The sequence below is a fragment of the Leptolyngbya sp. UWPOB_LEPTO1 genome, assembly GCF_017302695.1.
Lineage (GTDB): Bacteria > Cyanobacteriota > Cyanobacteriia > Leptolyngbyales > Leptolyngbyaceae > Leptolyngbya > Leptolyngbya boryana.
Genome location: NZ_JAFLCJ010000006.1, coordinates 163,834 through 185,555, shown reverse-complemented (window position 1 = coordinate 185,555; position 21,722 = coordinate 163,834). Strand labels below are relative to the sequence as shown.

Below are 21,722 nucleotides of genomic sequence, written 5' to 3'. Positions count from 1 at the left end.
TAGTTTGTGTCTATGGAACAGTCGAACCTTTTAGAGCTTGCAAAACAAGGTGAGCCAAGTGCGATCGCAGCGTTGATGAATGCAGTATTGTCTCCCAAAGGCATCACAGCGCGAGCGGGCATTGAGGATGACTGTTTGTGCATTTCTTTAGAGTCTCAAAAGCCGCTGAATCAGGAAACGCTCGTAGCGTTCATTCAGAAGGGATTGATTGAGTTAGGCAATGACTCAATTCGATCAGTACGGGCACAAGGAAAAAGAGCCGGAGATGAGGCATTTGCTTGGACACGTGAGTTTTCTCTGCGATCGACGGAATCAGCTTCGCGAATTGCAACCTTAACGCCACCGATTGAGGGCGAGCTTCCTGAAATGGAATCCGCAGTTGCGATCGATGACAAAATTGAGGAATCAGCTTCGCGAATTGCAACCTTAACGCCACCGATTAAGGACGAGCTTCCTGAAATGGAATCCGCAGTTGCGATCGACGATGAAGAAATTGAGGAAGAAGAAGAAACGCTTTCATTTCGAGGTTGGGTGAAGAAGCGGTGGCGAGTCTATGCACTTCCGGTCGCGTTGGTTGTCATCGGTGGATTTGTCGTGGGTGGAACGACGGCGTTCTGGTCTACCTCGAAGCAACAGGGTTCCAAGTCGGTTGAGGCGGTCATGAAACCGCAAAGTGATTCACCTGAGGCGAAGCAGCAAGAGGCAGAAACCTATCTGAAGGCGATGACAACTGCCCAGGAGAATTTTTACACGCAGAATAATCGCTTTGCGCGTAGCTTAGAAGAATTAGAGCGATCGACGAATGTGATTTCTCAAAGCTATAGTTATGCTTATCGCCTGCGAGTCGGAACAGATTCCGTGATGACTGCGATTCCTCGGGAAGCAAATTTACAGAGTTACATCAGTGTGGTCAGCCTGAGTCCATCGGGAACGACTCGTGTAATTTGCCAATCTCTAAAGCCATCGGTGCAAGCTCCAGAAAAGCCGAAAATAGCAAAAGGCTCTAAGGCTTTAGAGTGTGGAGCGCGATCACAGAAATTGCCTTAAATTGCAAGACTGGCGAGCGTGGTTTGTCTAACCTCCCATCACGGTCGGGAACGTTGTGAAAATGAAGACGGTCACTGCAATAACTGCAAGAACGCCCTGGATGAGATTGCCAACGATCGAACCTACGACAATTCCCAAGCCAGCTTTGACCGCGATCATTAAATCCTTTCGGTAGAGATATTCACCAACGATCGCACCCACCAGAGGACCAAAGAAAATTCCGATGATGGGTCCGAGTGGTCCTCCGATTGGCAAAGTCGGCAAAAAGCCTAAAAATCCGAGCACAAATCCCACGAACGCACCAATCTGTCCCCAATTACTCGCCCCTGCCTTTTTAGCACCCCAGTAGGTTGCGAGAAAATCAATGCCTAAGCTCATCAGAAAGACGAGCACACCCACTGCTAACGCGATCGTAATATCTGAAAATCCTTTAACTGCACCCCAAATGACGATCGCTGCCAAAATGAGACTTGTTCCTGGAATGCCCGGAACGATCGCGCCCACAATGCCAACGAGCATGGCAACGACTAAAACCCAATACAGAGCAACCATCACGAGCGTCCTTTGAGTAAGTAAAAGCTTTTGAGACTACGGTAGCGTATTCAAGCGACAAATTGAATCATCGCCAATAGGGTTTTCCCTTCCAAAACACCCCTAAAATAATACAAATTACGGCATTCATTCCTAGAACCGGAGTCAATAGCTGCGGAAAAATCGAGTCTGGTAAAAACGATCGCAGCCACAGCCACAGTGCCAAACACGGCACTAATGCCCAGAGAACCGAGTTCGTAATTAAAATTCTCCGGCGGAACCAGCGTTCCATGATAGCAACTGCTAATGCTCCAATTCCAACGGCTGCTGCTAATTCGAGCAAAAATCCAAGCGGTGACTGTAGAACTCGTGCAGCAATGGGTCGTAGAGCAGGAGTACTTGCTGCCTGAAAAAACGCCCAATCTAATAAAACTGTAAATCCGATCGTGACAAGTGCAACTTGCAGCAATTCTATCCAAGGAAGATATTTCAACGGGCGGAGCGGATCAAACATAGAATATTGAGGGTTTTAATTTTTAAACAGATAGACTACAACAGATTGAGAGGCACTTTTGCTCAGAGTTCAACGTCGATTAGCCAGCTAGATTGGAACATTTCGTTCAGCTCAATTCGCTCAACTCAATATGACACAGCAACACGTTTTCTCAACTGGCTTACACTACTTCATTCGCATCAGTTTGATGCTGGGTCTAGGGAGTCAAAGTGTTGTCGCAAAACCTGCGCTTGAACCTTCAACCACTCCATTTAATCCGAAGATGATCCAGCAGGGGATGTGTAGCTCTAATATCGCTGGAATTACAGATACAAATATTCAGCAGACAGAATTGACAGAGCCGAGTCTATGGTGGATTCGGGATCAGCTTGCGGCTCAAAATAAATACGGCGATCGCTTAGTCAATGGGTGGCTTGCCTGTCCTGGCATCGAAGAACCCAACCGAGTCGATGTAGTTGTGAATGCTCAGCTTTGGAGTTCGCTGGATTTCTTCGATCGCTATGAGTTCATCCAAAAATTTGGCACAGCGACAACAGGCTATGGCTATAATCTGCGAGTGTTTGATCCGCAAGGCAGCATAGTCGCAGCCTATACCTGTAACTTCAATTCAGAGATTGCGGCAAAAGATGCAGATGAAAGACTTGCTTGTGCTTCTTTTGATAATTTAGCGAGTACGAACTTCTGGTCGCCGACTAAGCCGACGCTCGGATTTTAGCCCAGAGAGAACGGTATTGTTCAATCGTAGCGTCGGGAATGGGTTCTAGAAATTCACTACGAGCAAGGACTTCTGGCTGCGGAACCAGCAGCGGATTTTGCCGAAGTTTTTCTGGAAAAGTATTGGCATCCAATGTGGAAAGCATTGGGGATGCAGCTTGACTGATCAGGGAAAGTTGGGGCGCAATATCGGGCTGCCAACAGAAGTTAATCCAATCTGCAATCGGCGCTTTTGAACTAACAGGAGCAGGACGAACCCACAAGTCAGTAAATAAAGCAGAACCAGACTTGGGGAAAATCGCAGCGATCGTCGGATTACGGTTTACTGCTTGTAGAAAATCAGTAGACCAAGTGACTGCAACCCAGACATCATCCAGGATCAGGGATTGCAAAGCCGTACTAGAACTGTAGGCTCTGGCTTGTCGGTTTAACGCGACTAACTCCGGTTCTAAATTTGGAATTTTATTGAGATCAGCGGTGTTGTAGGATTGACCAAGCTTTTTCAGTGTGAGTCCGATCGTTTCTCTCGGCTGATCGAGTAAGGCAATTCGACCCCGTAAATCTTCGCGCCACAGATCTGCCCAATCTTGAGGCGGCTGGAGATTACGATCGCGGAAAATATCCGTTCGGTAAGCAATGACCGTTGCACCCCACCGATAGGGCGCACCCCAAACTTGATTGTCGCGAGTGACAATCTTTTTCCAGCGATCGGGCAGTTGTGCCCAAAGCTGCCAAGCTTTCGGGTCAAGCGGTTGAATGAGGTTTTGGCGAATCGCAGTGGAAAGCCAGTAATCGCCCATTGTGATCAAGTCTGGAATTGGCTCAGAAGACTGACTGATGAAGGGTAAACCGGGTGATGATGTTTGATTGCGACTTGGCTTCTGTTTCCAAGCCTGCAAGTCATTAAACAGGTCTTGCAGCTGATTGGCAGGCTTGAAATCGAGCTTGATATCTTGCTTGAGTTGTCTGCGAAACTCGTTTGGAAGCTGGCTTGGAATGGAATTTTTCAGCAATCTCACTCGAAATGCTGAGGGGTCAGAACTGCATCCGCTCAGCGTGGTTCCTAATGCTGCCATTCCTAGTATGAAACTGCGTCGATCCATTTTCCCTAACCCTTCCATCACAGCAATCTTAGACTTTATTTGCCAAGATTGCTGGGAATTCTTTCCGTCGCAATCGAGATGCCGTGTTCCCGATTTTTTGCAACAGTAGGGAAAGTTGCGATCGCAAAAACGATGTCGAATTACGGTTGGATGGGGTCACTTGATGAATTTCTCACCTGTTCTCAAGCAGATTGGCTTGAAACACTCAAAACGAATTATCAAAGGCTCTATCATCAAAATTCAGCCGGAACCCAACAACAGGCTTGGCAAGACTGTGGAGAACTTTTGCGATCGCAATTGTCTGCTCTGACTCGCAAATCCTGGACATTGATTTTTGAATACGAACTGCCGGGTGAAGGCGGTCGTCGTCCTGATTTAGTTATGCTCGGTTTAGGACACATTGTCGTCTTTGAATTCAAACAAAATACTTCAGCCTCCAATGCAGATTGCGATCAAGTTGCTGCCTATGCGCGAGACTTATCCGAATATCATCAAGCATCGGCACAACATCCAGTCAGCGCAGTTCTAATTCCCACTAGCTCCGTCAAAGAGAATGCAGCCCGTAACGCAGTTCAAATTCTCAAGCCCACTCAAATTTCAACCTATTTGGAATCCTTACCTGCAAAGCAACCGGAAATCGATCCGACAAGTTGGGTGAATTCAGATTATGCACCCTTGCCTACGGTGATCGAAGCAGCGCGGCGAATTTTTCGGCAAGAGCCATTGCCAAATATCAGACGCGCCCAAAGTGCGGGCATTCCAGAGATACTTGAATTTCTCGATCGCTTAGTGCAGCAAGCCTCAGAGAAAAAAGAACGCCATCTTGTTCTGATCACAGGCGTTCCAGGTTCAGGGAAAACGCTCGTCGGCTTACAGTTCGTCTACCAAACCGATCACAATGCCCTTTTTCTATCTGGAAACCGCCCACTGATTAACGTTCTGCAATATGCCCTCAAAAGCAAAGCCTTGGTTCGAGAAATTCGGAATTTTTACATCCAGCACGAAGCTCGTCGCCAATCTGCCCCTAGAGAGCAAATCATTGTTTTCGATGAAGCTCAAAGGGCTTGGGATAGCGATCGCATGTCCAAAAAATATGGCATTCAAAGTGCTGCTCCTGGTACAGTTCTACGGATCTGTGAACGCACCCCAGATTGGTGTGTGCTGGTTGGTTTAATTGGCGAAGGGCAAACGATCCATGTGGGAGAAGAAGGCGGAATCGAGCAATGGAATCAGGGATTACAAAGCTCGATCGAGTCTTGGCAAGTTCACTGTTCGCCAGAACACGCAAAATTCTTTGATCAGCCCACTCATACCAATTCCTTGCTGAATCTGACCACGTCTTTGCGATCGCATCTTGCCCAATATGTTCAAACCTGGGTTTCTCATGTTTTAGCCGGTGAGATTGAACAAGCTAGGGCTATCATGCCCTTGATGATTGCAGAAGGATTTGACTGTTATCTGACTCGGGATTTGGAAGTTGCGAAAATTTATTGTCGCGATCGCTACCAGGGTCAACCTGACAAACGCTACGGACTAGTTGCCTCGTCTCGTGCCAAAAATCTCACTCAATATGGCATCCGAAACGACTATCTCTCGACTCAAAGACTCAATGTTGGCGCATGGTATGTCGAACCACCTGATACGGAAACCTCTTGCTGCATGTTTGATCGAGTCGTCACTGAGTTCAGTTGCCAAGGGTTAGAATTAGATTTGCCAATTTTGGGTTGGGGAGACGATTTGATTTGGCAGAACGAGGATTGGAAAACAACAAATCGCCAAAAAAATGTGCAGAATCCCCGACAATTACGCCTCAATAGCTATCGAGTTTTACTTACCCGGGGACGCGACGGATTCATTGTATTTATTCCGCCTGAGAGCAAGATGGACAGTACTTTTGACGCTTTAGAATCAGCCGGATTACAGAGGCTAGATTCGATCCGGATGACCAAACCCGAGTTGTGAAAAAGGTAATGTCATCAATCACACATCATTTTAGCCCCCGTTGAAACGTGATCTGGGTCAAAACACGGAATGATCTCAATCACTTTATATCCCTTTTATCGTCACTATACTGACTCCAACTTGATGACACGGGAAAGTTTTCCTGTGTAAATTCCGAATTGCACCCGCGATCGCGTGTAGTCCCTATCAAGAACTGAGGAGATTGCAGACTGCAATTTTCAAAAACCTGCTCGAATCCAATGTCATCGGTAGTTTCTACGTTTCCTGGAACTTTAAACTCTGTTTCAGAGTCCCGAAGCACGGGAACACTAGCAAAGCAACCAACAGAACGATTTCCACATAGCGCACAAACGGAACATGATGCCAGCAACTTCTTTCTACGCTGATGCAGAGTTTGATCCCTCTACACTAGAGCAACCCTCAACCCTATCAGAAACCGAATTTGATCCCAATGCGGATCTCGCTGAACTTGAAGCGGAACTGGCAGGGCAAATGGAAATGCGCGCCGCTGGACGGAAAACCACTGACTTAGTGAGGCTCTACCTGCAAGAGATCGGCCGCTACCACTTACTTGGACGCGACGAGGAAGTGGCTGAGGCGCAAAAAGTTCAACGCTACATGAAGCTATTAGAACAGCGCAATGATGCCGCTAACAAAGGCAATGATTCTATCCGTCAATTTGTAGACCTAATGGATGCCCGCGATCGCTTGGTGTCCACACTGACCCACCGCCCGTCTCTCGAACGCTGGGCTGCCGAAGCAAATATCGAGGTCGCTAACCTCAAACCTCTCTTGGCAGAAGGCAAACAACATTGGGCACAAGTTGTGAAACTCAGCGTTGCCGAACTCGAGCAAATTCAAAGTCAAGGACTCACTGCGAAGACTCGCATGATCAATGCGAACCTGCGGTTAGTCGTCTCCGTTGCCAAGAAATATCAAAATCGCGGTTTAGAACTCCTAGATTTGATCCAAGAGGGCACACTCGGCTTAGAACGAGCCGTTGAGAAGTTTGATCCAACCAAAGGCTACCGATTCAGCACCTATGCGTATTGGTGGATTCGGCAAGGCATCACGCGCGCGATCGCCACTCAAAGCCGGACAATCCGCCTGCCCGTCCACATTACGGAAAAGCTGAATAAGATCAAAAAAGCTCAGCGCAAGATTTCTCAAGAAAAGGGGCGAACTGCCACGATCGAAGATATTGCAACAGAGCTAGAAATGACACCGCCTCAAGTTCGGGAAGTGTTGTTGCGAGTTCCGCGGTCTGTATCGCTAGAAACCAAAGTGGGCAAAGAGCGAGACACCGAACTCGGCGACTTGCTGGAAACAGAAGAAGTCACGCCTGAAGAGACGTTGATGCGGGAATCACTGCGCCGAGATTTGCTGCAGTTGCTTGCCGATTTAACCACTCGTGAAAGAGATGTGATTCAAATGCGCTTTGGTCTAGGAAGCGATGGACATCCTTATTCTTTAGCAGAGATTGGACGCGCGCTCGAATTGTCTAGAGAGCGAGTGAGACAAATCGAAGCGAAGGCGCTGCAAAAACTTCGTCAACCGAAACGGCGCAATCGCGTTCGGGACTATCTCGAATCGCTGAGCTGAGGAATTGCCATCGGATTTATGTGCAGCGAAGCCGAAACTCGCTGTACGTAAATCCAATCAATGGGGACTTTCTCAAGGCAGATATAGCCATCAACTCCGCTCAGTCAAGCAAGGCAGGCGGGGTAATTTTTTGAAAAAGTTAATTGCAGATTATTTTCAATAAGGCGAACTTGTTGCAAATCGCCTATTATTTTTATATGCTATGATTCTCAAGAAAGGAGGCTTTGTTGACAATGCTAAACGCTCCTGTATATACCAGTGCCTCGCTAAAAGCGGAACTGAATGAAAAAGGATGGCGGCTCACTCCGCAACGTGAAACTATTCTGAATGTTTTTCAAAAGCTTCCTGAAGGTCAACACCTCAGTGCTGAAGATTTGTATCATGAGCTTCAGGAAAAGAATGAGGGAATTAGTTTATCGACGATCTATCGCACGCTGAAATTAATGTCGCGAATGGGAATCCTGCGCGAGCTTGAATTAGCAGAGGGTCACAAGCATTACGAGATTAACCAGCCTTTCCATCATCACCATCATTTGATTTGCGTACGCTGTAATAAAACGATCGAATTCAAAAGTGACCCGATCTTGAAAATCGGTACAAAAGCAGCCCAGAAAGAGGGATACCACATTCTAGACTGCCAGTTAACAATTCACGCCGTTTGTCCGACCTGTCAGCGATCGCTCTTACCGCTCTAAGTTATCGAAAAATCGTTATCGAAAAATCACACGAGCATCGGGAAATCCTTGCGATCTCAAATTTGCGGCAATTCTCTCTGCTGCTTCGGGTGTCGTGTAACGATTCACTTCAGCGTAGTCTCCTAATCGATCCTTGCGAGGAGTGGCACTAGGCGCAATGTTGAGTACCCGACTCCACTCTGTTGTTGTAGGGATCGGAACAATGACCACATAGCGACGAACATTCAGCGAGGCAGAAGATTCTGCACTTTGTCTGATTTGATTCAGCGTTCGTGCATCTGCCTCACCCGTCGTTGCAAGCAGGTTCCTCTGCTGAAAATCTAAGACGGCTGCTTCTGTACTTGCCCCAAAAATACCGTCTACTCGAACTGAATACCCTAATCGGTTGAGTTGTTGTTGGAGTTCGCTCACTTGGGTTCCCCTATCTCCACGCTGTAAGCCTGTTCCGGGTCTGTTCGTCGGGGAGGTAGGCACACTTCCTCGATCTAATGCTGCATAAACTGAAGCATCAGCCTCGCCTGTTTCAGGCAATCTGAAGTCTCTCTGAAGCTGAATCACAGCGCTCTGAGTAGCAGAGCCAAATACGCCATCGATCTCGCTGTAATAGTATCCGGCAGCTTGTAATTGCTGTTGTAACTGTTGTACACGTGACCCGCGATCGCCCACTCGTAATCGATCGCCGAACTGATTCTCAAAACCTGTATCGGGATTTACAGTCGTTCCAATCCCCAAAGCGTTATACGTTGATGCACCAACAATTCCATCGGCTTCGATTCCAAATTGTTGCTGGCATCGAATGACCGCTGTTTCGGTCTGATCGCCAAAGTATCCAGTTATGGAACCGTCATAGCAATTTAGCTCTTGTAAGCGATTCTGCAATTCGACCACTGCTTGCCCCGAACTTCCTTTTCTTAAAAGCTCCTGTGCCATTGCGGTTTGAGTGAATCCAGCGATCGCGCATCCCATCAACACGCTCAAAATCCGAACGCAGAGGTTCCCAGAACGGATTTGCTTGATCTGCGCGTGGTCTGGGGACTTATTTTCGCCAGCTCGATGCAAGTATGCGATCATTTTCATAATTTTGTGAGCAATTTTCGTGAATGGGAGTAGAATGGGAAATTTTTGCTTCTGAAACTATATTACCCATACCATAGAGTGATCGCTTTTCCTAAGGATGGAGATTGTGGAAAAGCTCTTGATCTCTATCGAAAGTTAGATCGCGTCCGTTCCCTCAGTACATTAAAATCCGGTGCTAAGGTTGCGATAGCAATCATTGTTAATTAGGTGTCGCTATGGGTTTACCCAACTCTTCTGGCTCGATTGCTTCTACTACCCAAGTTGAGTCTGCTAGACCCAAGACTACATTAAATTTGTTTGATGCGATCGCGTTGATTGTTGGAATTGTGATTGGAGCAGGGATTTTTGAAACCCCTGCATTGGTTGCAGCGAATACTGGAACAAATTCGGCTGCTCTGTTGGCGTGGATTGCAGGAGGCGTTGTGTCTCTGATTGGAGCATTGTGCTATGCGGAGCTAGCAACGAATTATCCTCATGTGGGTGGTAATTACTACTACTTACAGCGAGCTTATGGAAACGCGATCGCGTTTCTGTTTGCTTGGGCAAGAATGACGATTGTGCAAACTGGCTCGATTGCTCTCCTTGCTTTTGTTTTTGGTGATTATGCCTCTGAGATTTTTTCGTTGGGTAACTTCTCGACTCCGATCTATGCCGCAGGCGCAATTGTTCTTTTTACTGTGATCAATCTAGCAGGATTGCGCTTGGGCAAGGGAGTGCAGAATGCTTTAAGTGCGGCAAAAGTCGTTGGGCTGATCTTAGTTGTCATAATTGGACTCTTCACATCGCCGACTGCTGCACCTGTTGTAACCGAGTCAAAATCCTCACTCAGTTGGGGACTCGCAATGATTCTCGTCTTGCTGTCTTATGGAGGCTGGAATGAAGCCGCCTATATCTCTGCTGAGATTCAGAATCCTCGGCGAAATATTGTGCGATCGCTGCTTTGGAGTATTGGCATTATCACAGCGATCTATGTTGCAATTAATGCAGCTTATCTGCATGGACTCGGCATCAGTGCAATGGCAAACTCGCCTGCGGTAGCAGCAGAACTCATGCGACGAGCATTTGGACAACCTGGAGTTGTGTTTATTAGCGTCCTCGTTGCTATTTCAGCCTTAGGAGCGATGAATGCAACGATTTTTACTGGAGCACGGACAAACTATGCTTTGGGACAAGATTTCTCAGTATTTCGGGCTTTAGGAACTTGGCGATCACAGCAGAATACTCCAACCACCGCTTTACTTGTACAAGGCGCAATCTCCTTGTTTTTGATTGGACTAGGAGTACTAACACGCAAGGGTTTTGAAGCAATGGTGGACTATACAGCTCCAGTGTTTTGGTTCTTTTTTTTGCTGGTTGGGATTTCCGTATTTATTTTGCGATCGCAGGAGCCACTTCAGGAAAATGGATTTCGCGTTCCGTTTTATCCCATCACGCCAATCTTGTTCTGTCTAATTTGTGGGTACCTGCTGTATTCGAGCTTGGTGTATGTGAAAACGGGTGCGATCGCAGGCGTGGTTGTTCTAGCATTGGGAATTCCAGTGCTATATCGGCAAAATCAACTTCGATAAAGCTCTAGGAGAACTAAGATATGACGATTAAGACTTTCATGATCACTATCAGTCTTGTCAGTTTGGCATTGACTGGATGTGCTCAAACTTCTACTCCAACTGCAACTCCTGAACCTTCCGCAGCACCGCAACAAGCTCAAGTCGAAGAGTCTCCGCAGCTTGATGTGCCTTACGTGCCTACTCCCACTGAAGTGGTTGATGCCATGCTCAAAGTTGCGAAAGTTGGGAAGAATGATGTGCTGTATGACCTGGGAAGTGGAGATGGTCGGATTCCTATTACCGCAGCAAAACGATTCGGAACTCGTGGATTTGGAGTAGATATCGATCCGCAACGGATTCAAGAAGCAAACGCAAATGCCCAAAAAGAAGGCGTGAGTGATCTGGTGAAGTTTGCTCAGCAAGATTTATTTAAAACAGATCTAAGCAAGGCGACTGTGATTTCGCTCTATCTTTTACCTCGGATCAATCTCGAATTGCGTCCTAAATTATTGCAGTTGAAACCAGGCACACGGATTGTGTCTCATGCTTTTGATATGGGCGATTGGAAACCTGATCAAGTCGTGAACGTTGGCGGAACAACGGTTTATTACTGGGTTGTACCTGAAGAGGTTCCAGCGAATCTGAAAAAATGACGGTTTGGTTTCAGCAGGTTTGCTGATTGATCGTTAGTCTAGCACTGCACTCTAGAATTGCCTTCTTGTCTGCATCCGTTTGCGCTTCCACAAGGTAACTCGACCTCACTCAGTCAGCACTCCCAAAAAATGTGCAAAATTCTGAGCGTGCTTTTGCAATAGGATTTTTCGATCGCGGTTAAAGTAATAAAAAACCTTCTAAGCGTATGAAACCAACCGTTAGTCTGCTGCGTGCTACCTCTTACGATTTAACAGAACTTCGGGCTGCACTCGAAGCATTGCTTGAACCTCTGGGCGGAATCAGCAGCATCGTCAAACCAGGAGATCGCGTTTTACTCAAACCCAATCTCCTGACGGGTGCCCGCCCCGGAAAAGAATGCGTGACGCGTCCTGAGATTGCCTACTGCGTTGCGAAAATGGTGCAGGAAGCAGGTGGAAAGCCATTCTTAGGAGATAGTCCCGCCTTTGGCAGCGCTCTAGGAGTCGCAAAGGCAAGTGGTTATCTCGAACTCACTGAGTCGCTCAATTTACCGATCGTTGAATTCAAAGGCAAACGGTATGAAACAGTTGGTGAAGAATTCAATCATTTATTGCTCTGTAAACAAGCGATCGAAGCGGATGTCGTGATCAATCTACCTAAAGTCAAATCGCACATGCAATTGACTATCACGATGGGTGTGAAAAATTTATTCGGATGTGTTCCAGGCAAAATGAAAGCTTGGTGGCACATGGAAGCGGGGAAAGATCAATCTCGTTTTGGCACGATGTTAGTTGAGACAGCGCGAACAATCGATCCAGATTTAACGATCGTGGATGGCATCATCGGGCACGAAGGCAATGGACCAAGCGGCGGTGAACCAAAAGATTTAGGCGTATTGGGAGCATCGCGTGATATATTTTCTCTTGACCGAGCGATCGTTGACATTCTACAAGTCGATCCCAACACTGTACCGACGATTGTAGCTAGCCAGCGATTAGGACTCTGTTCGGACATTGATGCAATTGACTTTCCACTGCTTCAACCCGTAGATCTACAGATTTCAGATTGGCAGCTTCCTGACAAAATGATGCCCATTGATTTTGGTGCGCCTCGCGTTCTGAAATCAACATTCAAACATCTGTATATCCGCTTCATCAAAGAACCGATAGCAGCCTACCGCTAATGTGTGAAAGGATGAAGGAAAGTCACAATATTTTCGACTGTCCTGTCGATATACAGGCGCAGAATAATCTTTTAATAACTGTTATTTCAGCTTGTAATGTCTGGCTTTCAGGATAGGCAGATTCAGTATTGTGGAAACAGCAACCTCATCCTTTGTTCCTATGAACCCATCTTTGATTCGTCAACTCTGGGCGCTGGTAGAGACGACCCAAGCCACTCATCTGGTTAACCTAGATGATGCAAACTTGGTGCAGTCTCTTCTGCGCCAAGTGAATACGCAGCAACCCCTCAACTCAGAAGAGAATTCGCTGCTCTCGACTTATGTTTATTCTCGGCTCGCTTTGATTCGGGATTTAGCCTATGAACGCTTAGCCTAAATAGCCTTCGATTAGTAAATCTGATTCGATCGTGCTCCAGGTCACCCGCGTTAACGGAATCGCATCGGTCATCTGATTGAGTCCTAATTCTGCGATCGGCGTTGGTGCGTGCTCTCCACCAATAATTTTCGGCGCAACAAATGCCCATACTTTTTGCACACAACTTTGGCGAATTGCTTGCGCTGCTAGATTTCCACCACATTCCCAAAGCACAGTATTCATTCCGCGATCGTAGAGATTCTCCATCACCGCAGCAGGCGTAGTCGTCTCCAAATTCACAACTTCAACACCTTGCTGGCTCAATTTTTCTTGAATGTCTGAATTGGCATTCAGCCCTGTAAATACGACAGTTCGAGCAATCTCAGTCTTCCAGAGATTCGCCAGTGTTGGTAAATCCAAATTGCGGCTCATGACGACCCGCAAGGGTTGCCACTCTGAAAGTCCATGCGTGGTTAATTCAGGATTATCTTTGCGAACTGTATTGCCACCAATGACGATCGCATCACACTGTGTCCGTAATTGATGAACACGTCGCCGCGACATTTGCCCAGTCACCCAGCTACTATGGCCGGACGTTGCCGCAATTTTTCCATCTAAGGTCATGGCATATTTGAGAATCCCAAACGGACGACGATTTAAGATTCGATGCACGAAGGCTTCATTTAAGGTCTGACATGCCGCTTCTTCAACCCCAACCGTCACTTCAATCCCGGCATTCTCAAGTGTTGCAATTCCCTTGCCTGCAACTTGCGGATTCGGGTCAACCATGCCGACGACCACTCGCTTCAGTCCAGCCTTCACGACTGCTTGAGAACAAGGCGGAGTTCGACCAAAGTGATTACAGGGTTCTAGATTGACATAGAGAGTCGCGTTGCGCGATCGCGCACCCGCTTGCTGCAGCGCAAACACCTCAGCGTGAGGCTCTCCCGTTTTCGGATGAAACCCCTCGCCCACAATTTCACCATCTGCCACAATCACACAGCCGACCATGGGATTTGGAGCCGTACGCCCAATTGCTCGCCTCGCCAACTCCAGACACCGCTGCATCATTGCCCGATCGAATTCGTCTGCTGTTGCCATCAATACAAACTACTAGAGGTTGAATAGTGGCTTAAGATTTCTTGTCCCCAGCGCACAAGCCGTTCGGAGCCTTCGATCATCAGCAAATACTGCCCCCGATCGAGATGATGTCGATAAATACTCGCCGTCGTTCCTTCACCAAACAGCCCGAATAATGCGCCAATGACTGCGCCAAAAAATCCGCTGACGATCGATAAAGCTGGTACTAAAAATGGCGATTCTAATTCTGTCATCTGAATCAGATCGAACTGGGCAGCAAGAAACAAACCCAATCCAGCGATCGCGCCCAAGGTGCCCAAGATAATGCTGAGAAATCGAGCTTTGCGGATAGCAAGCTGCATCGGTTTAAGCAAACCGACATGTTCGGGATTGCTATAACCCGCGCCCACGATCGCGAGATGTTCGGGCGAAATACCGTGATAATGCAGCAAACGATAGGCTTGAAACACTGAGGCTTCGTCTGGGAAGACCATCACAGCGAGGAAAGTCTGGCGACGAATGAATCCGCTTTTGCGGAGGAACCGAGTAACTGACACTGGAGTAGCTCAGGATTGGCAATGGTATCTCTGAATTCTAAACTGTTGTCATCGCTTTCCTCACTAACCGTTAGGTGAATTTAATCTAATTTCAATGAACTTCGTGAGGAGAACATTACATTTGTGAAGATGGGGAGTAGAGAGGGGCAAGTAGGAAGATACTCAGGCTCAATAAACTAACTTTTTTTTGCGCTCCAGTTGCAATTTTTGGCATAGTATACAGTCAATCTCTATGTGACTGAAGATGGATGTTTTGACGAAAGTTGATCAAGAAATGGATGTAGATGATTTTTCAACTTATCTGGATCCGACTCTCATTCAATCGGCGCGACTGATCTATGAAACTTATTTTTCGGTACATCCCGATATCGATCGACCATTAGGGGTCGCGATTAATCGGATTACGCATCGCGGCAAAATTATTTTTTCGGGGAAACCGATTTTGCTGCCTCAAGAATGTTTTGTGCCGTTTGAATTGATTGAGTAAAAATACGAGAATTGAAGGGTTAGGGCGCTGAATTGAATTCGATCGAGTTAAATGAGAGTTGCCCTAATACTTGTCTCAAGTGATGGACATTCTCGCAGTTCCAGCTTTTCTGATTGTCTTTTTTATCGGTGCATCGATCGGTAGTTTTCTCAATGTGGTCATCTACCGTTTACCTGCTGGTTTATCTTTGATCTATCCGCCTTCGCGCTGTCCGCATTGTCTAACTCGCTTGAGAAAACGCGAGAACATTCCGGTGTTTGGATGGCTCAGACTAAAAGGAAAATGTGGACATTGTAAGAGTCCGATCTCCCCTCGCTACCCATTGATAGAAGCCACAACCGGGATGCTTTTTGTCTTGGTCTTTGCGGTTTTCAATCTTTCGCTGCAAACGCTGGGATTTTGGGCGTTTATTAGTTGGCTCTTGGCGCTGTCGATGATCGACTTCGACACCATGCTGTTGCCCAATTCCTTGACGCAATCAGGATTAGTGTTGGGATTGGTGTTTCAAGCGATCGTTGGGTTCTCGATCGCAGGAATACCAGGAGCAATTCAGCATTTTATGACGGGAGTGATTGGAGCAATTGTCGGAATTTGGCTATTGGATGCGATCTCAATTGTGGCATCGATGATGCTCGGACAGACCGCAATGGGAGCAGGTGATTCAAAGCTGATGGCAATGATAGGAGCTTGGTTAGGGTGGAAGCTGTTGTTATTGACGGGTTTCTTGGGTTGTTTGACTGGATCAATTGCTGGACTTTGGGCACTCTCGCTTGGAAAATTGGCGCGGCGGCAAGCGATGCCGTTTGGTCCATTTTTGGCTTTGGGAGCGGGGTTAAGTCTCTTTTGGGGAGAGCAATGGATATCAAGCTATTTGCAACTGTTTCAGATTTAACCTGGAACCGTTCGGATGCAAGCTTCGCGTGCGATCCAACTCATTTCCGCCAGGATTTGAAATCATTGAACTCAGTTTAAATTCCTTGCTTTAGGCGAGCGTAGTGCGTCCTGCAAAGTAATCTTGCAGTTGCTGACCATGGTCATGAGAAAGCTTTCCGGGCGGCAACTGCGAACAATGGAAAGCTTTCACATCCAAGACTTCATTGACATCTTTCGGCTTAAACTTGCCTGTTGCTTCGACCTCAACGACCACACAGATCGAATGCATTCTCGGATCGCGATCGGGAGCCGAATAAATTCCAACTAAGCGGCGAATTTTTGTCAGTTCTAACCCGGTTTCTTCAAATAATTCACGCCGAATCGCCGTTGGCAAATCTTCACCCCAATCGACAATCCCCCCCGGCAAGCCCCACAAGCCATTGTCACGGCGACGAATCAACACAATGCGATCGTCTGGCAACACCGTAATAATGCTTGTGCCAGTCACAGGATGACGGAAAACCACCCCTAAAACAGTTTGAAAAAAGTGCCACAACCGACTCATAAACTTAGGGAACAGAATTTGTAGGGATGTCTGAGTAATACCCTGAGCACAAAGAAATCTAACGTTGTAGTTCAGGCTAAATCCGCGAGAACTTGAGCCGCATGAAACTCTGGCTTAACTTTGAGGTAGATTTTCTCGATCGTACCATCTGGACTAATCACAAATGTATTCCGGGTAATGCCTAAATACTCTTTACCCATAAATTTCTTTAGACCAAAACTATCGTAAGTCTCCGCAACTTTCCCGCCTTCATCACAAAGTAAGGGGAATGGAAGATTGTGCTTTTTAACAAACTTCGCATGCGATTTTGCATCGTCTGTACTCACCCCTAACACTACGAAGTCTTGAGCTTGATAATCGGCATAGGCATCCCGAAAGCCACAAGCTTCTTTGATACAGCCTGGTGTATTATCGCGGGGGTAGAAATACAAGATCACACATTTGCCGCGTAAATCCGCCAAATTGACGAGATTTCCATCGGTATCAGGGAGTGAAAAATCAGGAGCGCGATCGCCCACTTTCAGCGCCATAGTTCTTACCCTAATCGTTGTTTTGCCGACGCGATCGCCCGTTCAACCTGCTCAAATCCTGTTCCCCCGAAACTATTTCGAGCCGCAACCACTTGAACAGGGGCAATCGCTTCGTAAATATCTTCTTCAAAGGCTGGATGCAATTCCTGCCATTCGGTGAGCGACAGATCTTTGAGCAATTTATTTTCTGCTAAACACGATCGCACGACTTTACCGACCAGATTATATGCCACTCGGAAAGGCACACCTTTTGCCGCTAAATAATCTGCCACGTCTGTCGCGTTAGAAAAGTCCTCAGATACGGCTTGATTTAGCCGCGTCGTCTTAAATTCCAATCCTTCACGGAACAGAATGGTTATCGCTTCTAGACATGCCCGGACTGTTTTCACGGAGTCAAACAAGGCTTCTTTGTCTTCTTGCAAATCCTTGTTGTAAGCGAGAGGCAAGCCTTTCATCAGCACCAACATGCCTTGCAAATGTCCAAACACCCGTCCTGTTTTTCCGCGCACTAATTCTGGAACGTCGGGATTCTTCTTCTGGGGCATGATACTCGAACCCGTCGCACAGCTATCTTTCAGTGCCACAAAACTGAACTCTTGCGATGCCCAGAAAATCACTTCTTCTGATAGGCGGCTAAGATGCACCATGATTAAACTGGCAGCACAGAGAAATTCGATCGCAAAATCTCGATCGCTCACGCCATCTAAACTGTTTTCATACAATCCGCCAAATTCGAGTAACTCAGCAGCATAATGTCGATCGATCGGAAACGTTGTGCCTGCCAACGCACCAGAGCCTAAAGGCGATACATTCACTCGCTGGTAAATCTCTCCGAGCCGCGTCCAATCCCGCTGTGCCATCTCAAAGTACGCCAGCAAGTGATGCGCCAGACTAATCGGCTGAGCACGCTGTAAGTGCGTATAGCCCGGAATCAGCGTTTTCACATGCTGCTGTGCCAAATCCAGCAAGACGGTTTGAAATTCTCGAAGCTGCTGCTGAATGTCTTGAATTTGGGCACGCAAGTAGAGCCGGGTATCGGTTCCGACTTGATCATTGCGCGATCGTGCCGTGTGCAACTTCTTGCCAACATCGCCCGTAATCTCGGTCAAGCGCCGCTCCACCGCAAAATGGACATCTTCCGCATCCACTCCGGGTTGAAATTGTCCGGCACGGTATTCTTGGCGGATCTGCTCTAATCCTGTGACAAGTTGCTCACCTTCCGCTTCAGAAATGATGCCGGTCTTTGCCAACATTTTCGCGTGAGCTTGCGATCCGGTGAGATCGTATTCAATTAATTCAATATCAAACCCGATACTGGCATTAAACTGCGCGATCGCAGGATGCAACGCAGATTCAAAGCGTTGACTCCAGGTTTGGGAGGGTTGAGAGGATTCAGAAGGCTGGGAACTCAAGAGAAATTTTTCTCGCTCGACTGCAAGTTTTAAGCCTACCCTAAACCGCGATCACATGAGGGATGAAGCCCAAATAAAATTTCTTCATCCCCACCCCATTGCTTAGCCAAACGAAGTAAAAGTTTTAGCCAGATAGCCAGCTACGATTCCAATCACGAACGCCCAGACTTGTCCGGTTCTGACGAAGTGATTCCAACTTTTGCTGACATCTCCGGTGATATCAGTCGGTTTGAATTCTTGAGCAAAAATGGTGACATCGATCGATTGCATGGTTTGGAACAGATCGCCGAGATGCGTCGTACTATTCAACCAAGTCGGTAAGTCTAAGATGAAGTGTGCCATGAGTATTTTCTGTACAGCGTGTTTCCTTTCAGCACAGTATTACCACATGGATTTCTAAGCAGAGTCCGAGAAAACGCTAGTTCAGTAAGGGCATAACTGATGTGGCAACGATCGCGGCTTGCGTACGATCCCGCAAATTCAGCCGTCCTAAAATACTCGCAACGTGGTTCTTAACTGTGCCCTCGGAAATGTCAAGAGTTCTTGCAATTTCTCGATTACTTGAGCCTTCTGCGATCAAGCGCAAAACTTGACGTTCGCGGGCGGTCAGCTTGGAAAATCCAGGCGGTAAATTGCTCGAAGACGTGCGGCGCTGAGACGGGACGAAAGGCAAAACATTTGTGGCAGGGGTTTCAATGGGCATCGTTTCTAATTCGATCGCTGGAGCCATTGCTTTCTGTAAAATCCCAGGACTCAGCTGAGTAAATCCCTTATGAGCCGTCCGCACCGCATTTGCCAATTCATCGGGGGACATGTCTTTCAGCAGGTAGCCGTGTGCTCCGACCTGTAAGGCATTGCGCACTGAAATTTCATCATCCGAAGCAGTCAAGACCAAAACCCGCGTGTCTGGACAACGTTCACAAATAGTCTGCGTCGCTGTAATGCCATCCATTCGAGGCATTTTCAAATCCATGAGCACAACATCGGGCAGGAGCGCCTCTGCCTGCTGCACTGCGTCATAGCCGTTATCCACATCCGCAATCACTTGTAGATCGGGTTCTTGATCTAGAAGCGCTTTCAGACCCTCTCGAATCAGGTTCTGATCGTCTGCCAGCAATACGCGAATCATGATAATCGGTTCCTCAACTCAATATTGATTTTCAGGCATAGGGCTTGGATATCCAAGAAATCACGCAGACTCTGAACCAAACCTGGCTGCGATCGCAGATGCTCCTTAGCAAATCAAAGATGTCATGCAAATCGTTCACGAAACTTCACCAAACGTATTTTTTATTATTTGATAGAAGAAATCAAGTCTTTTGTGACAGAAATTTACCAAATCCATTGAGAAATCAGTATGCTGAAAGACTAGAAAAATAGGCTCCAACAAACTGTGATGCGGAAGACTGAGCAACCGATCAAGCCGATTGCATGGTTTCGGCTAGGACTACTTGGAATATTTCTCGTTTCGTTGGGTCTCCGATTTTGGGGACTCGAGCGATTCAATACCCTAGTCTTTGATGAAGTTTACTATGCAAAGTTTGCAAATAACTACCTGACTGGCACAAATTTTTTTGATGGACATCCGCCTTTAAGTAAATATTTGATCGCGATCGGAATTTGGATTGGCAATCAAATCCCGATCGGTCGAGATACTGTTAATTCGCTCACGGGTTCCACACTGAGTACTTGGAGTTACCGCTGGCTAAATGCATTGACAGGCTCATTTATTCCACTGGTTATTGCCGCGATCGCATTCCAGCTGAGCCGCCGCCGAAGCTATGCTCTCGTCGCTGGAAGCCTTGCTGCGATGGACGGTCTATTCTTAGTTGAGTCTCGTTATGCCCTCAATAATGTCTATCTGGTGCTATTCGGATTATTAGGGCAATGGTGTTTGTTATTAAGTTTACGATCGTCCAAAAGATTGAATTTTTCTCTGGTATTATCCGGCGTATTTTTTGCAGCGTCTGCTTCAATCAAATGGAATGGTTTATGGTTCTTGGCAAGCATTTATTTATTGTGGGGAATTGGCTGGAGTTTTCGTGTGCTGAATTGGTTTCGTCAAAGCTCAAAAGGAAGTGAACAAATTCCGACCAATTCATTACCGACTTCGTCTGTATATCGCCTTACACAGATTAATTTGTTATATTTTTTACTCTGTTTCGCTGCAATTCCTGCACTTGTTTATTGGTTAATTTGGCTGCCTCATATTCACCTCAATCCAGAGTTTGATTTTCTCGAAGTTCAAAGACAAATTCTGGTTTATCACCAAAGAGTTGGCAGCGGATCAAACATTCATCCTTATTGTTCAACCTGGTACAGTTGGATACCCATGTTGCGTCCTGTTGCGTATTTTTACCAGGTTGCCGAGTCTGTCAACGCTCCGATCCCTAGTGGAAACTCGGCATTAGTACTTGAGCCAGGGCGGGTTGTTTACGATGTTCATGCCCTGGGGAATCCGTTTCTTTGGTGGTTTTCGTCGATCGCGATCGCATTTCTCGTTTGGATACTGCTCGAACACTGGAAGATCCTGCCGAGTTTGGCTATCCCCAATGCGCCCAGACTCAGTTTTTTGCCGCCTCAAGAGCTGTGGATTGTCTTATTTTTGCTGATTAGCTATGTAGCGAATCTATTACCCTGGGTTCCTGTATCGAGATGTGTGTTTTTGTATCACTATATGGGTTCATCGGTATATGCCGGGATGGGCTTGGCTTGGCTCGTCGATCGCTGGTTTAGAACCCGCGAATTTCGTGCGATCGGGATTGGTGTGATGGTAATTTGTGCCATCAGTTTTATCTTTTGGATGCCCATCTATCTCGGCTTACCGCTGACCCTAGATGAATACAAATTGCGGATGTGGTTCAGGTCTTGGGTTTAGTCAATCCTTCGATCTCTGACATCAGTTGAGCGATCGAGGATTTAATTTCTGAGATCTCACTACTCAGATGATCTAATCGCACTTCTACGGTCTTCAAATTGATTGGCATCTGCCACATCGAAAATTTTAAGGCTGCCAGAATTTTTTCCACCGTGGCGAAACTCGGCTCATATTGAGGATCGTTTAAAATCCGATTGATCTGCTGAGTGTAGCCTAATGCACTCCCACCATGCTCCTCAGCGATTTTGGCGGAAATCTGACGAATGCTCAGCCCTTGGGTTTTCATCAGTTCCCGAATTACCTCCACCACTCTTTCTTGCATAAAGCCCCACCTTCGATTACGCTATGCTTCTGAGAACTTGAATCAACTGAACGAC

At 46.9% G+C, this 21,722-nt stretch carries 24 protein-coding genes; 12 read left to right on the top strand and 12 right to left on the bottom strand.

Features of this window, described 5'->3' with window-relative positions:
- Nucleotides 1–12 precede the first annotated feature (12 nt).
- On the top strand, nt 13–1,047 hold the full coding sequence (locus J0L70_RS12015; RefSeq protein WP_287454709.1) for a type IV pilin-like G/H family protein: 1,035 nt from the start codon (nt 13–15) through the stop codon (nt 1,045–1,047).
- Nucleotides 1,048–1,074: 27 nt separating this feature from the next.
- Here J0L70_RS12015 and J0L70_RS12010 read toward each other — a convergent pair whose 3' ends face one another.
- Both J0L70_RS12010 and J0L70_RS12005 read right to left on the bottom strand, forming a co-directional pair.
- Nucleotides 1,075–1,599, bottom strand: a complete 525-nt coding sequence (locus tag J0L70_RS12010) for a DUF456 domain-containing protein (protein ID WP_017285901.1) — start codon at nt 1,597–1,599, stop codon at nt 1,075–1,077.
- 67 nt (nt 1,600–1,666) lie between these two features.
- Entirely contained in the window at nt 1,667–2,092 is a 426-nt protein-coding gene (locus J0L70_RS12005; RefSeq protein WP_017285902.1) for a hypothetical protein, read from the bottom strand.
- 130 nt (nt 2,093–2,222) lie between these two features.
- Between J0L70_RS12005 and J0L70_RS12000 the strand changes: the two genes are divergently transcribed.
- Nucleotides 2,223–2,807: a hypothetical protein gene (locus J0L70_RS12000; protein ID WP_017285903.1), complete on the top strand. Its 585-nt coding sequence runs from the start codon at nt 2,223–2,225 to the stop codon at nt 2,805–2,807.
- Here J0L70_RS12000 and J0L70_RS11995 read toward each other — a convergent pair.
- On the bottom strand, nt 2,785–3,909 hold the full coding sequence (locus tag J0L70_RS11995) for an extracellular solute-binding protein (RefSeq protein WP_287454707.1): 1,125 nt from the start codon (nt 3,907–3,909) through the stop codon (nt 2,785–2,787). The genes J0L70_RS12000 and J0L70_RS11995 overlap by 23 nt on opposite strands.
- A 78-nt stretch (nt 3,910–3,987) precedes the next feature.
- Here J0L70_RS11995 and J0L70_RS11990 point away from each other — a divergent pair, with 78 nt between their 5' ends.
- From J0L70_RS11990 to J0L70_RS11980, 3 genes are all read left to right on the top strand, one after another.
- A complete protein-coding gene (locus J0L70_RS11990; protein WP_287454706.1) occupies nt 3,988–5,871 on the top strand; it encodes a DNA/RNA helicase domain-containing protein in 1,884 nt (627 codons plus the stop codon).
- Nucleotides 5,872–6,228: 357 nt separating this feature from the next.
- Entirely contained in the window at nt 6,229–7,473 is a 1,245-nt protein-coding gene (gene sigC, locus J0L70_RS11985; RefSeq protein WP_017285906.1) for an RNA polymerase sigma factor SigC, read from the top strand.
- 233 nt (nt 7,474–7,706) lie between these two features.
- Nucleotides 7,707–8,168: a Fur family transcriptional regulator gene (locus J0L70_RS11980; RefSeq protein ID WP_017285907.1), complete on the top strand. Its 462-nt coding sequence runs from the start codon at nt 7,707–7,709 to the stop codon at nt 8,166–8,168.
- 15 nt (nt 8,169–8,183) lie between these two features.
- Here J0L70_RS11980 and J0L70_RS11975 read toward each other — a convergent pair whose 3' ends face one another.
- Nucleotides 8,184–9,245, bottom strand: coding sequence for a peptidoglycan-binding domain-containing protein (locus J0L70_RS11975; protein ID WP_287454704.1), 1,062 nt, complete (start codon nt 9,243–9,245; stop codon nt 8,184–8,186).
- 215 nt (nt 9,246–9,460) lie between these two features.
- On the opposite strand from J0L70_RS11975, the gene J0L70_RS11970 reads away from it, so the two are divergent.
- From J0L70_RS11970 to J0L70_RS11955, 4 genes are all read left to right on the top strand, one after another.
- Nucleotides 9,461–10,813, top strand: coding sequence for an APC family permease (locus J0L70_RS11970; protein WP_017285909.1), 1,353 nt, complete (start codon nt 9,461–9,463; stop codon nt 10,811–10,813).
- A gap of 20 nt (nt 10,814–10,833) precedes the next feature.
- Nucleotides 10,834–11,445, top strand: coding sequence for an SAM-dependent methyltransferase (locus J0L70_RS11965; RefSeq protein WP_017285910.1), 612 nt, complete (start codon nt 10,834–10,836; stop codon nt 11,443–11,445).
- 206 nt (nt 11,446–11,651) lie between these two features.
- The gene (locus J0L70_RS11960; RefSeq protein ID WP_287454702.1) at nt 11,652–12,608 is read left to right on the top strand and encodes an Npun_F2552 family protein; all 957 of its coding nucleotides are present in this window, start codon (nt 11,652–11,654) and stop codon (nt 12,606–12,608) included.
- A 160-nt stretch (nt 12,609–12,768) separates the two neighbouring features.
- Nucleotides 12,769–12,984, top strand: coding sequence for a hypothetical protein (locus J0L70_RS11955; protein WP_017285912.1), 216 nt, complete (start codon nt 12,769–12,771; stop codon nt 12,982–12,984).
- On the opposite strand, the gene ribD is transcribed toward J0L70_RS11955, so the two are convergent.
- Together ribD and J0L70_RS11945 are read right to left on the bottom strand one after the other, a co-directional pair.
- On the bottom strand, nt 12,976–14,064 hold the full coding sequence (gene ribD, locus J0L70_RS11950) for a bifunctional diaminohydroxyphosphoribosylaminopyrimidine deaminase/5-amino-6-(5-phosphoribosylamino)uracil reductase RibD (protein ID WP_287454700.1): 1,089 nt from the start codon (nt 14,062–14,064) through the stop codon (nt 12,976–12,978). The two genes, J0L70_RS11955 and ribD, sit on opposite strands and share 9 nt — an antisense overlap.
- Nucleotides 14,064–14,600 (bottom strand): hypothetical protein, encoded by a 537-nt coding sequence (locus J0L70_RS11945; RefSeq protein WP_017285914.1) that lies wholly within the window; start codon nt 14,598–14,600, stop codon nt 14,064–14,066. Before J0L70_RS11945 ends, ribD begins: the two co-directional genes overlap by 1 nt.
- 244 nt (nt 14,601–14,844) lie before the next feature.
- Between J0L70_RS11945 and J0L70_RS11940 the strand changes: the two genes are divergently transcribed.
- Entirely contained in the window at nt 14,845–15,087 is a 243-nt protein-coding gene (locus J0L70_RS11940; RefSeq protein WP_017285915.1) for a hypothetical protein, read from the top strand.
- Between the two features lie 82 nt (nt 15,088–15,169).
- Nucleotides 15,170–15,979 carry a prepilin peptidase gene (locus J0L70_RS11935; RefSeq protein ID WP_190651535.1) on the top strand — a complete coding sequence of 270 codons (810 nt, stop codon included), beginning with the start codon at nt 15,170–15,172 and terminating at the stop codon, nt 15,977–15,979.
- 90 nt (nt 15,980–16,069) lie between these two features.
- Here the strand turns inward: J0L70_RS11935 and J0L70_RS11930 are convergent, their stop codons facing one another.
- The 5 genes from J0L70_RS11930 to J0L70_RS11910 form a co-directional block, all read right to left on the bottom strand.
- Nucleotides 16,070–16,525, bottom strand: a complete 456-nt coding sequence (locus tag J0L70_RS11930; protein WP_017285917.1) for an NUDIX domain-containing protein — start codon at nt 16,523–16,525, stop codon at nt 16,070–16,072.
- Nucleotides 16,526–16,596: 71 nt separating this feature from the next.
- Nucleotides 16,597–17,055, bottom strand: a complete 459-nt coding sequence (bcp, locus tag J0L70_RS11925; RefSeq protein ID WP_287454699.1) for a thioredoxin-dependent thiol peroxidase — start codon at nt 17,053–17,055, stop codon at nt 16,597–16,599.
- 5 nt (nt 17,056–17,060) lie between these two features.
- Nucleotides 17,061–18,467 carry an argininosuccinate lyase gene (argH, locus tag J0L70_RS11920; RefSeq protein WP_268182610.1) on the bottom strand — a complete coding sequence of 469 codons (1,407 nt, stop codon included), beginning with the start codon at nt 18,465–18,467 and terminating at the stop codon, nt 17,061–17,063.
- Nucleotides 18,468–18,569: 102 nt separating this feature from the next.
- On the bottom strand, nt 18,570–18,809 hold the full coding sequence (locus J0L70_RS11915; protein WP_017285920.1) for a hypothetical protein: 240 nt from the start codon (nt 18,807–18,809) through the stop codon (nt 18,570–18,572).
- 76 nt (nt 18,810–18,885) lie between these two features.
- Nucleotides 18,886–19,596 carry a response regulator gene (locus J0L70_RS11910; protein WP_017285921.1) on the bottom strand — a complete coding sequence of 237 codons (711 nt, stop codon included), beginning with the start codon at nt 19,594–19,596 and terminating at the stop codon, nt 18,886–18,888.
- Between the two features lie 267 nt (nt 19,597–19,863).
- Here J0L70_RS11910 and J0L70_RS11905 point away from each other — a divergent pair, with 267 nt between their 5' ends.
- Nucleotides 19,864–21,345 (top strand): dolichyl-phosphate-mannose--protein mannosyltransferase, encoded by a 1,482-nt coding sequence (locus J0L70_RS11905; protein ID WP_287454697.1) that lies wholly within the window; start codon nt 19,864–19,866, stop codon nt 21,343–21,345.
- Here J0L70_RS11905 and J0L70_RS11900 read toward each other — a convergent pair.
- On the bottom strand, nt 21,329–21,667 hold the full coding sequence (locus J0L70_RS11900; protein WP_190651528.1) for a helix-turn-helix domain-containing protein: 339 nt from the start codon (nt 21,665–21,667) through the stop codon (nt 21,329–21,331). The two genes, J0L70_RS11905 and J0L70_RS11900, sit on opposite strands and share 17 nt — an antisense overlap.
- Between the last annotated feature and the right edge of the window lie 55 nt (nt 21,668–21,722).

Excerpts from the sequence above, each read along its gene's own strand:
- bcp (WP_287454699.1), bottom strand. The coding sequence starts at position 17,055 with ATGGCGCTGAAAGTGGGCGATCGCGCTCCTGATTTTTCACTCCCTGAT.
- J0L70_RS11990 (WP_287454706.1), top strand. The coding sequence starts at position 3,988 with ATGCCGTGTTCCCGATTTTTTGCAACAGTAGGGAAAGTTGCGATCGCA.
- J0L70_RS11955 (WP_017285912.1), top strand. The coding sequence starts at position 12,769 with ATGAACCCATCTTTGATTCGTCAACTCTGGGCGCTGGTAGAGACGACC.
- J0L70_RS11995 (WP_287454707.1), bottom strand. The coding sequence starts at position 3,909 with ATGGATCGACGCAGTTTCATACTAGGAATGGCAGCATTAGGAACCACG.
- J0L70_RS11910 (WP_017285921.1), bottom strand. The coding sequence starts at position 19,596 with ATGATTCGCGTATTGCTGGCAGACGATCAGAACCTGATTCGAGAGGGT.
- J0L70_RS11940 (WP_017285915.1), top strand. The coding sequence starts at position 14,845 with ATGGATGTTTTGACGAAAGTTGATCAAGAAATGGATGTAGATGATTTT.
- J0L70_RS12015 (WP_287454709.1), top strand. The coding sequence starts at position 13 with ATGGAACAGTCGAACCTTTTAGAGCTTGCAAAACAAGGTGAGCCAAGT.
- J0L70_RS11900 (WP_190651528.1), bottom strand. The coding sequence starts at position 21,667 with ATGCAAGAAAGAGTGGTGGAGGTAATTCGGGAACTGATGAAAACCCAA.
- J0L70_RS12000 (WP_017285903.1), top strand. The coding sequence starts at position 2,223 with ATGACACAGCAACACGTTTTCTCAACTGGCTTACACTACTTCATTCGC.
- J0L70_RS11915 (WP_017285920.1), bottom strand. The coding sequence starts at position 18,809 with ATGGCACACTTCATCTTAGACTTACCGACTTGGTTGAATAGTACGACG.
- J0L70_RS11960 (WP_287454702.1), top strand. The coding sequence starts at position 11,652 with ATGAAACCAACCGTTAGTCTGCTGCGTGCTACCTCTTACGATTTAACA.
- J0L70_RS11905 (WP_287454697.1), top strand. The coding sequence starts at position 19,864 with ATGCGGAAGACTGAGCAACCGATCAAGCCGATTGCATGGTTTCGGCTA.
- J0L70_RS11965 (WP_017285910.1), top strand. The coding sequence starts at position 10,834 with ATGACGATTAAGACTTTCATGATCACTATCAGTCTTGTCAGTTTGGCA.
- J0L70_RS12010 (WP_017285901.1), bottom strand. The coding sequence starts at position 1,599 with ATGGTTGCTCTGTATTGGGTTTTAGTCGTTGCCATGCTCGTTGGCATT.
- J0L70_RS12005 (WP_017285902.1), bottom strand. The coding sequence starts at position 2,092 with ATGTTTGATCCGCTCCGCCCGTTGAAATATCTTCCTTGGATAGAATTG.
- J0L70_RS11970 (WP_017285909.1), top strand. The coding sequence starts at position 9,461 with ATGGGTTTACCCAACTCTTCTGGCTCGATTGCTTCTACTACCCAAGTT.
- J0L70_RS11930 (WP_017285917.1), bottom strand. The coding sequence starts at position 16,525 with ATGAGTCGGTTGTGGCACTTTTTTCAAACTGTTTTAGGGGTGGTTTTC.
- J0L70_RS11975 (WP_287454704.1), bottom strand. The coding sequence starts at position 9,245 with ATGAAAATGATCGCATACTTGCATCGAGCTGGCGAAAATAAGTCCCCA.
- ribD (WP_287454700.1), bottom strand. The coding sequence starts at position 14,064 with ATGGCAACAGCAGACGAATTCGATCGGGCAATGATGCAGCGGTGTCTG.
- J0L70_RS11935 (WP_190651535.1), top strand. The coding sequence starts at position 15,170 with ATGGACATTCTCGCAGTTCCAGCTTTTCTGATTGTCTTTTTTATCGGT.
- sigC (WP_017285906.1), top strand. The coding sequence starts at position 6,229 with ATGATGCCAGCAACTTCTTTCTACGCTGATGCAGAGTTTGATCCCTCT.
- J0L70_RS11980 (WP_017285907.1), top strand. The coding sequence starts at position 7,707 with ATGCTAAACGCTCCTGTATATACCAGTGCCTCGCTAAAAGCGGAACTG.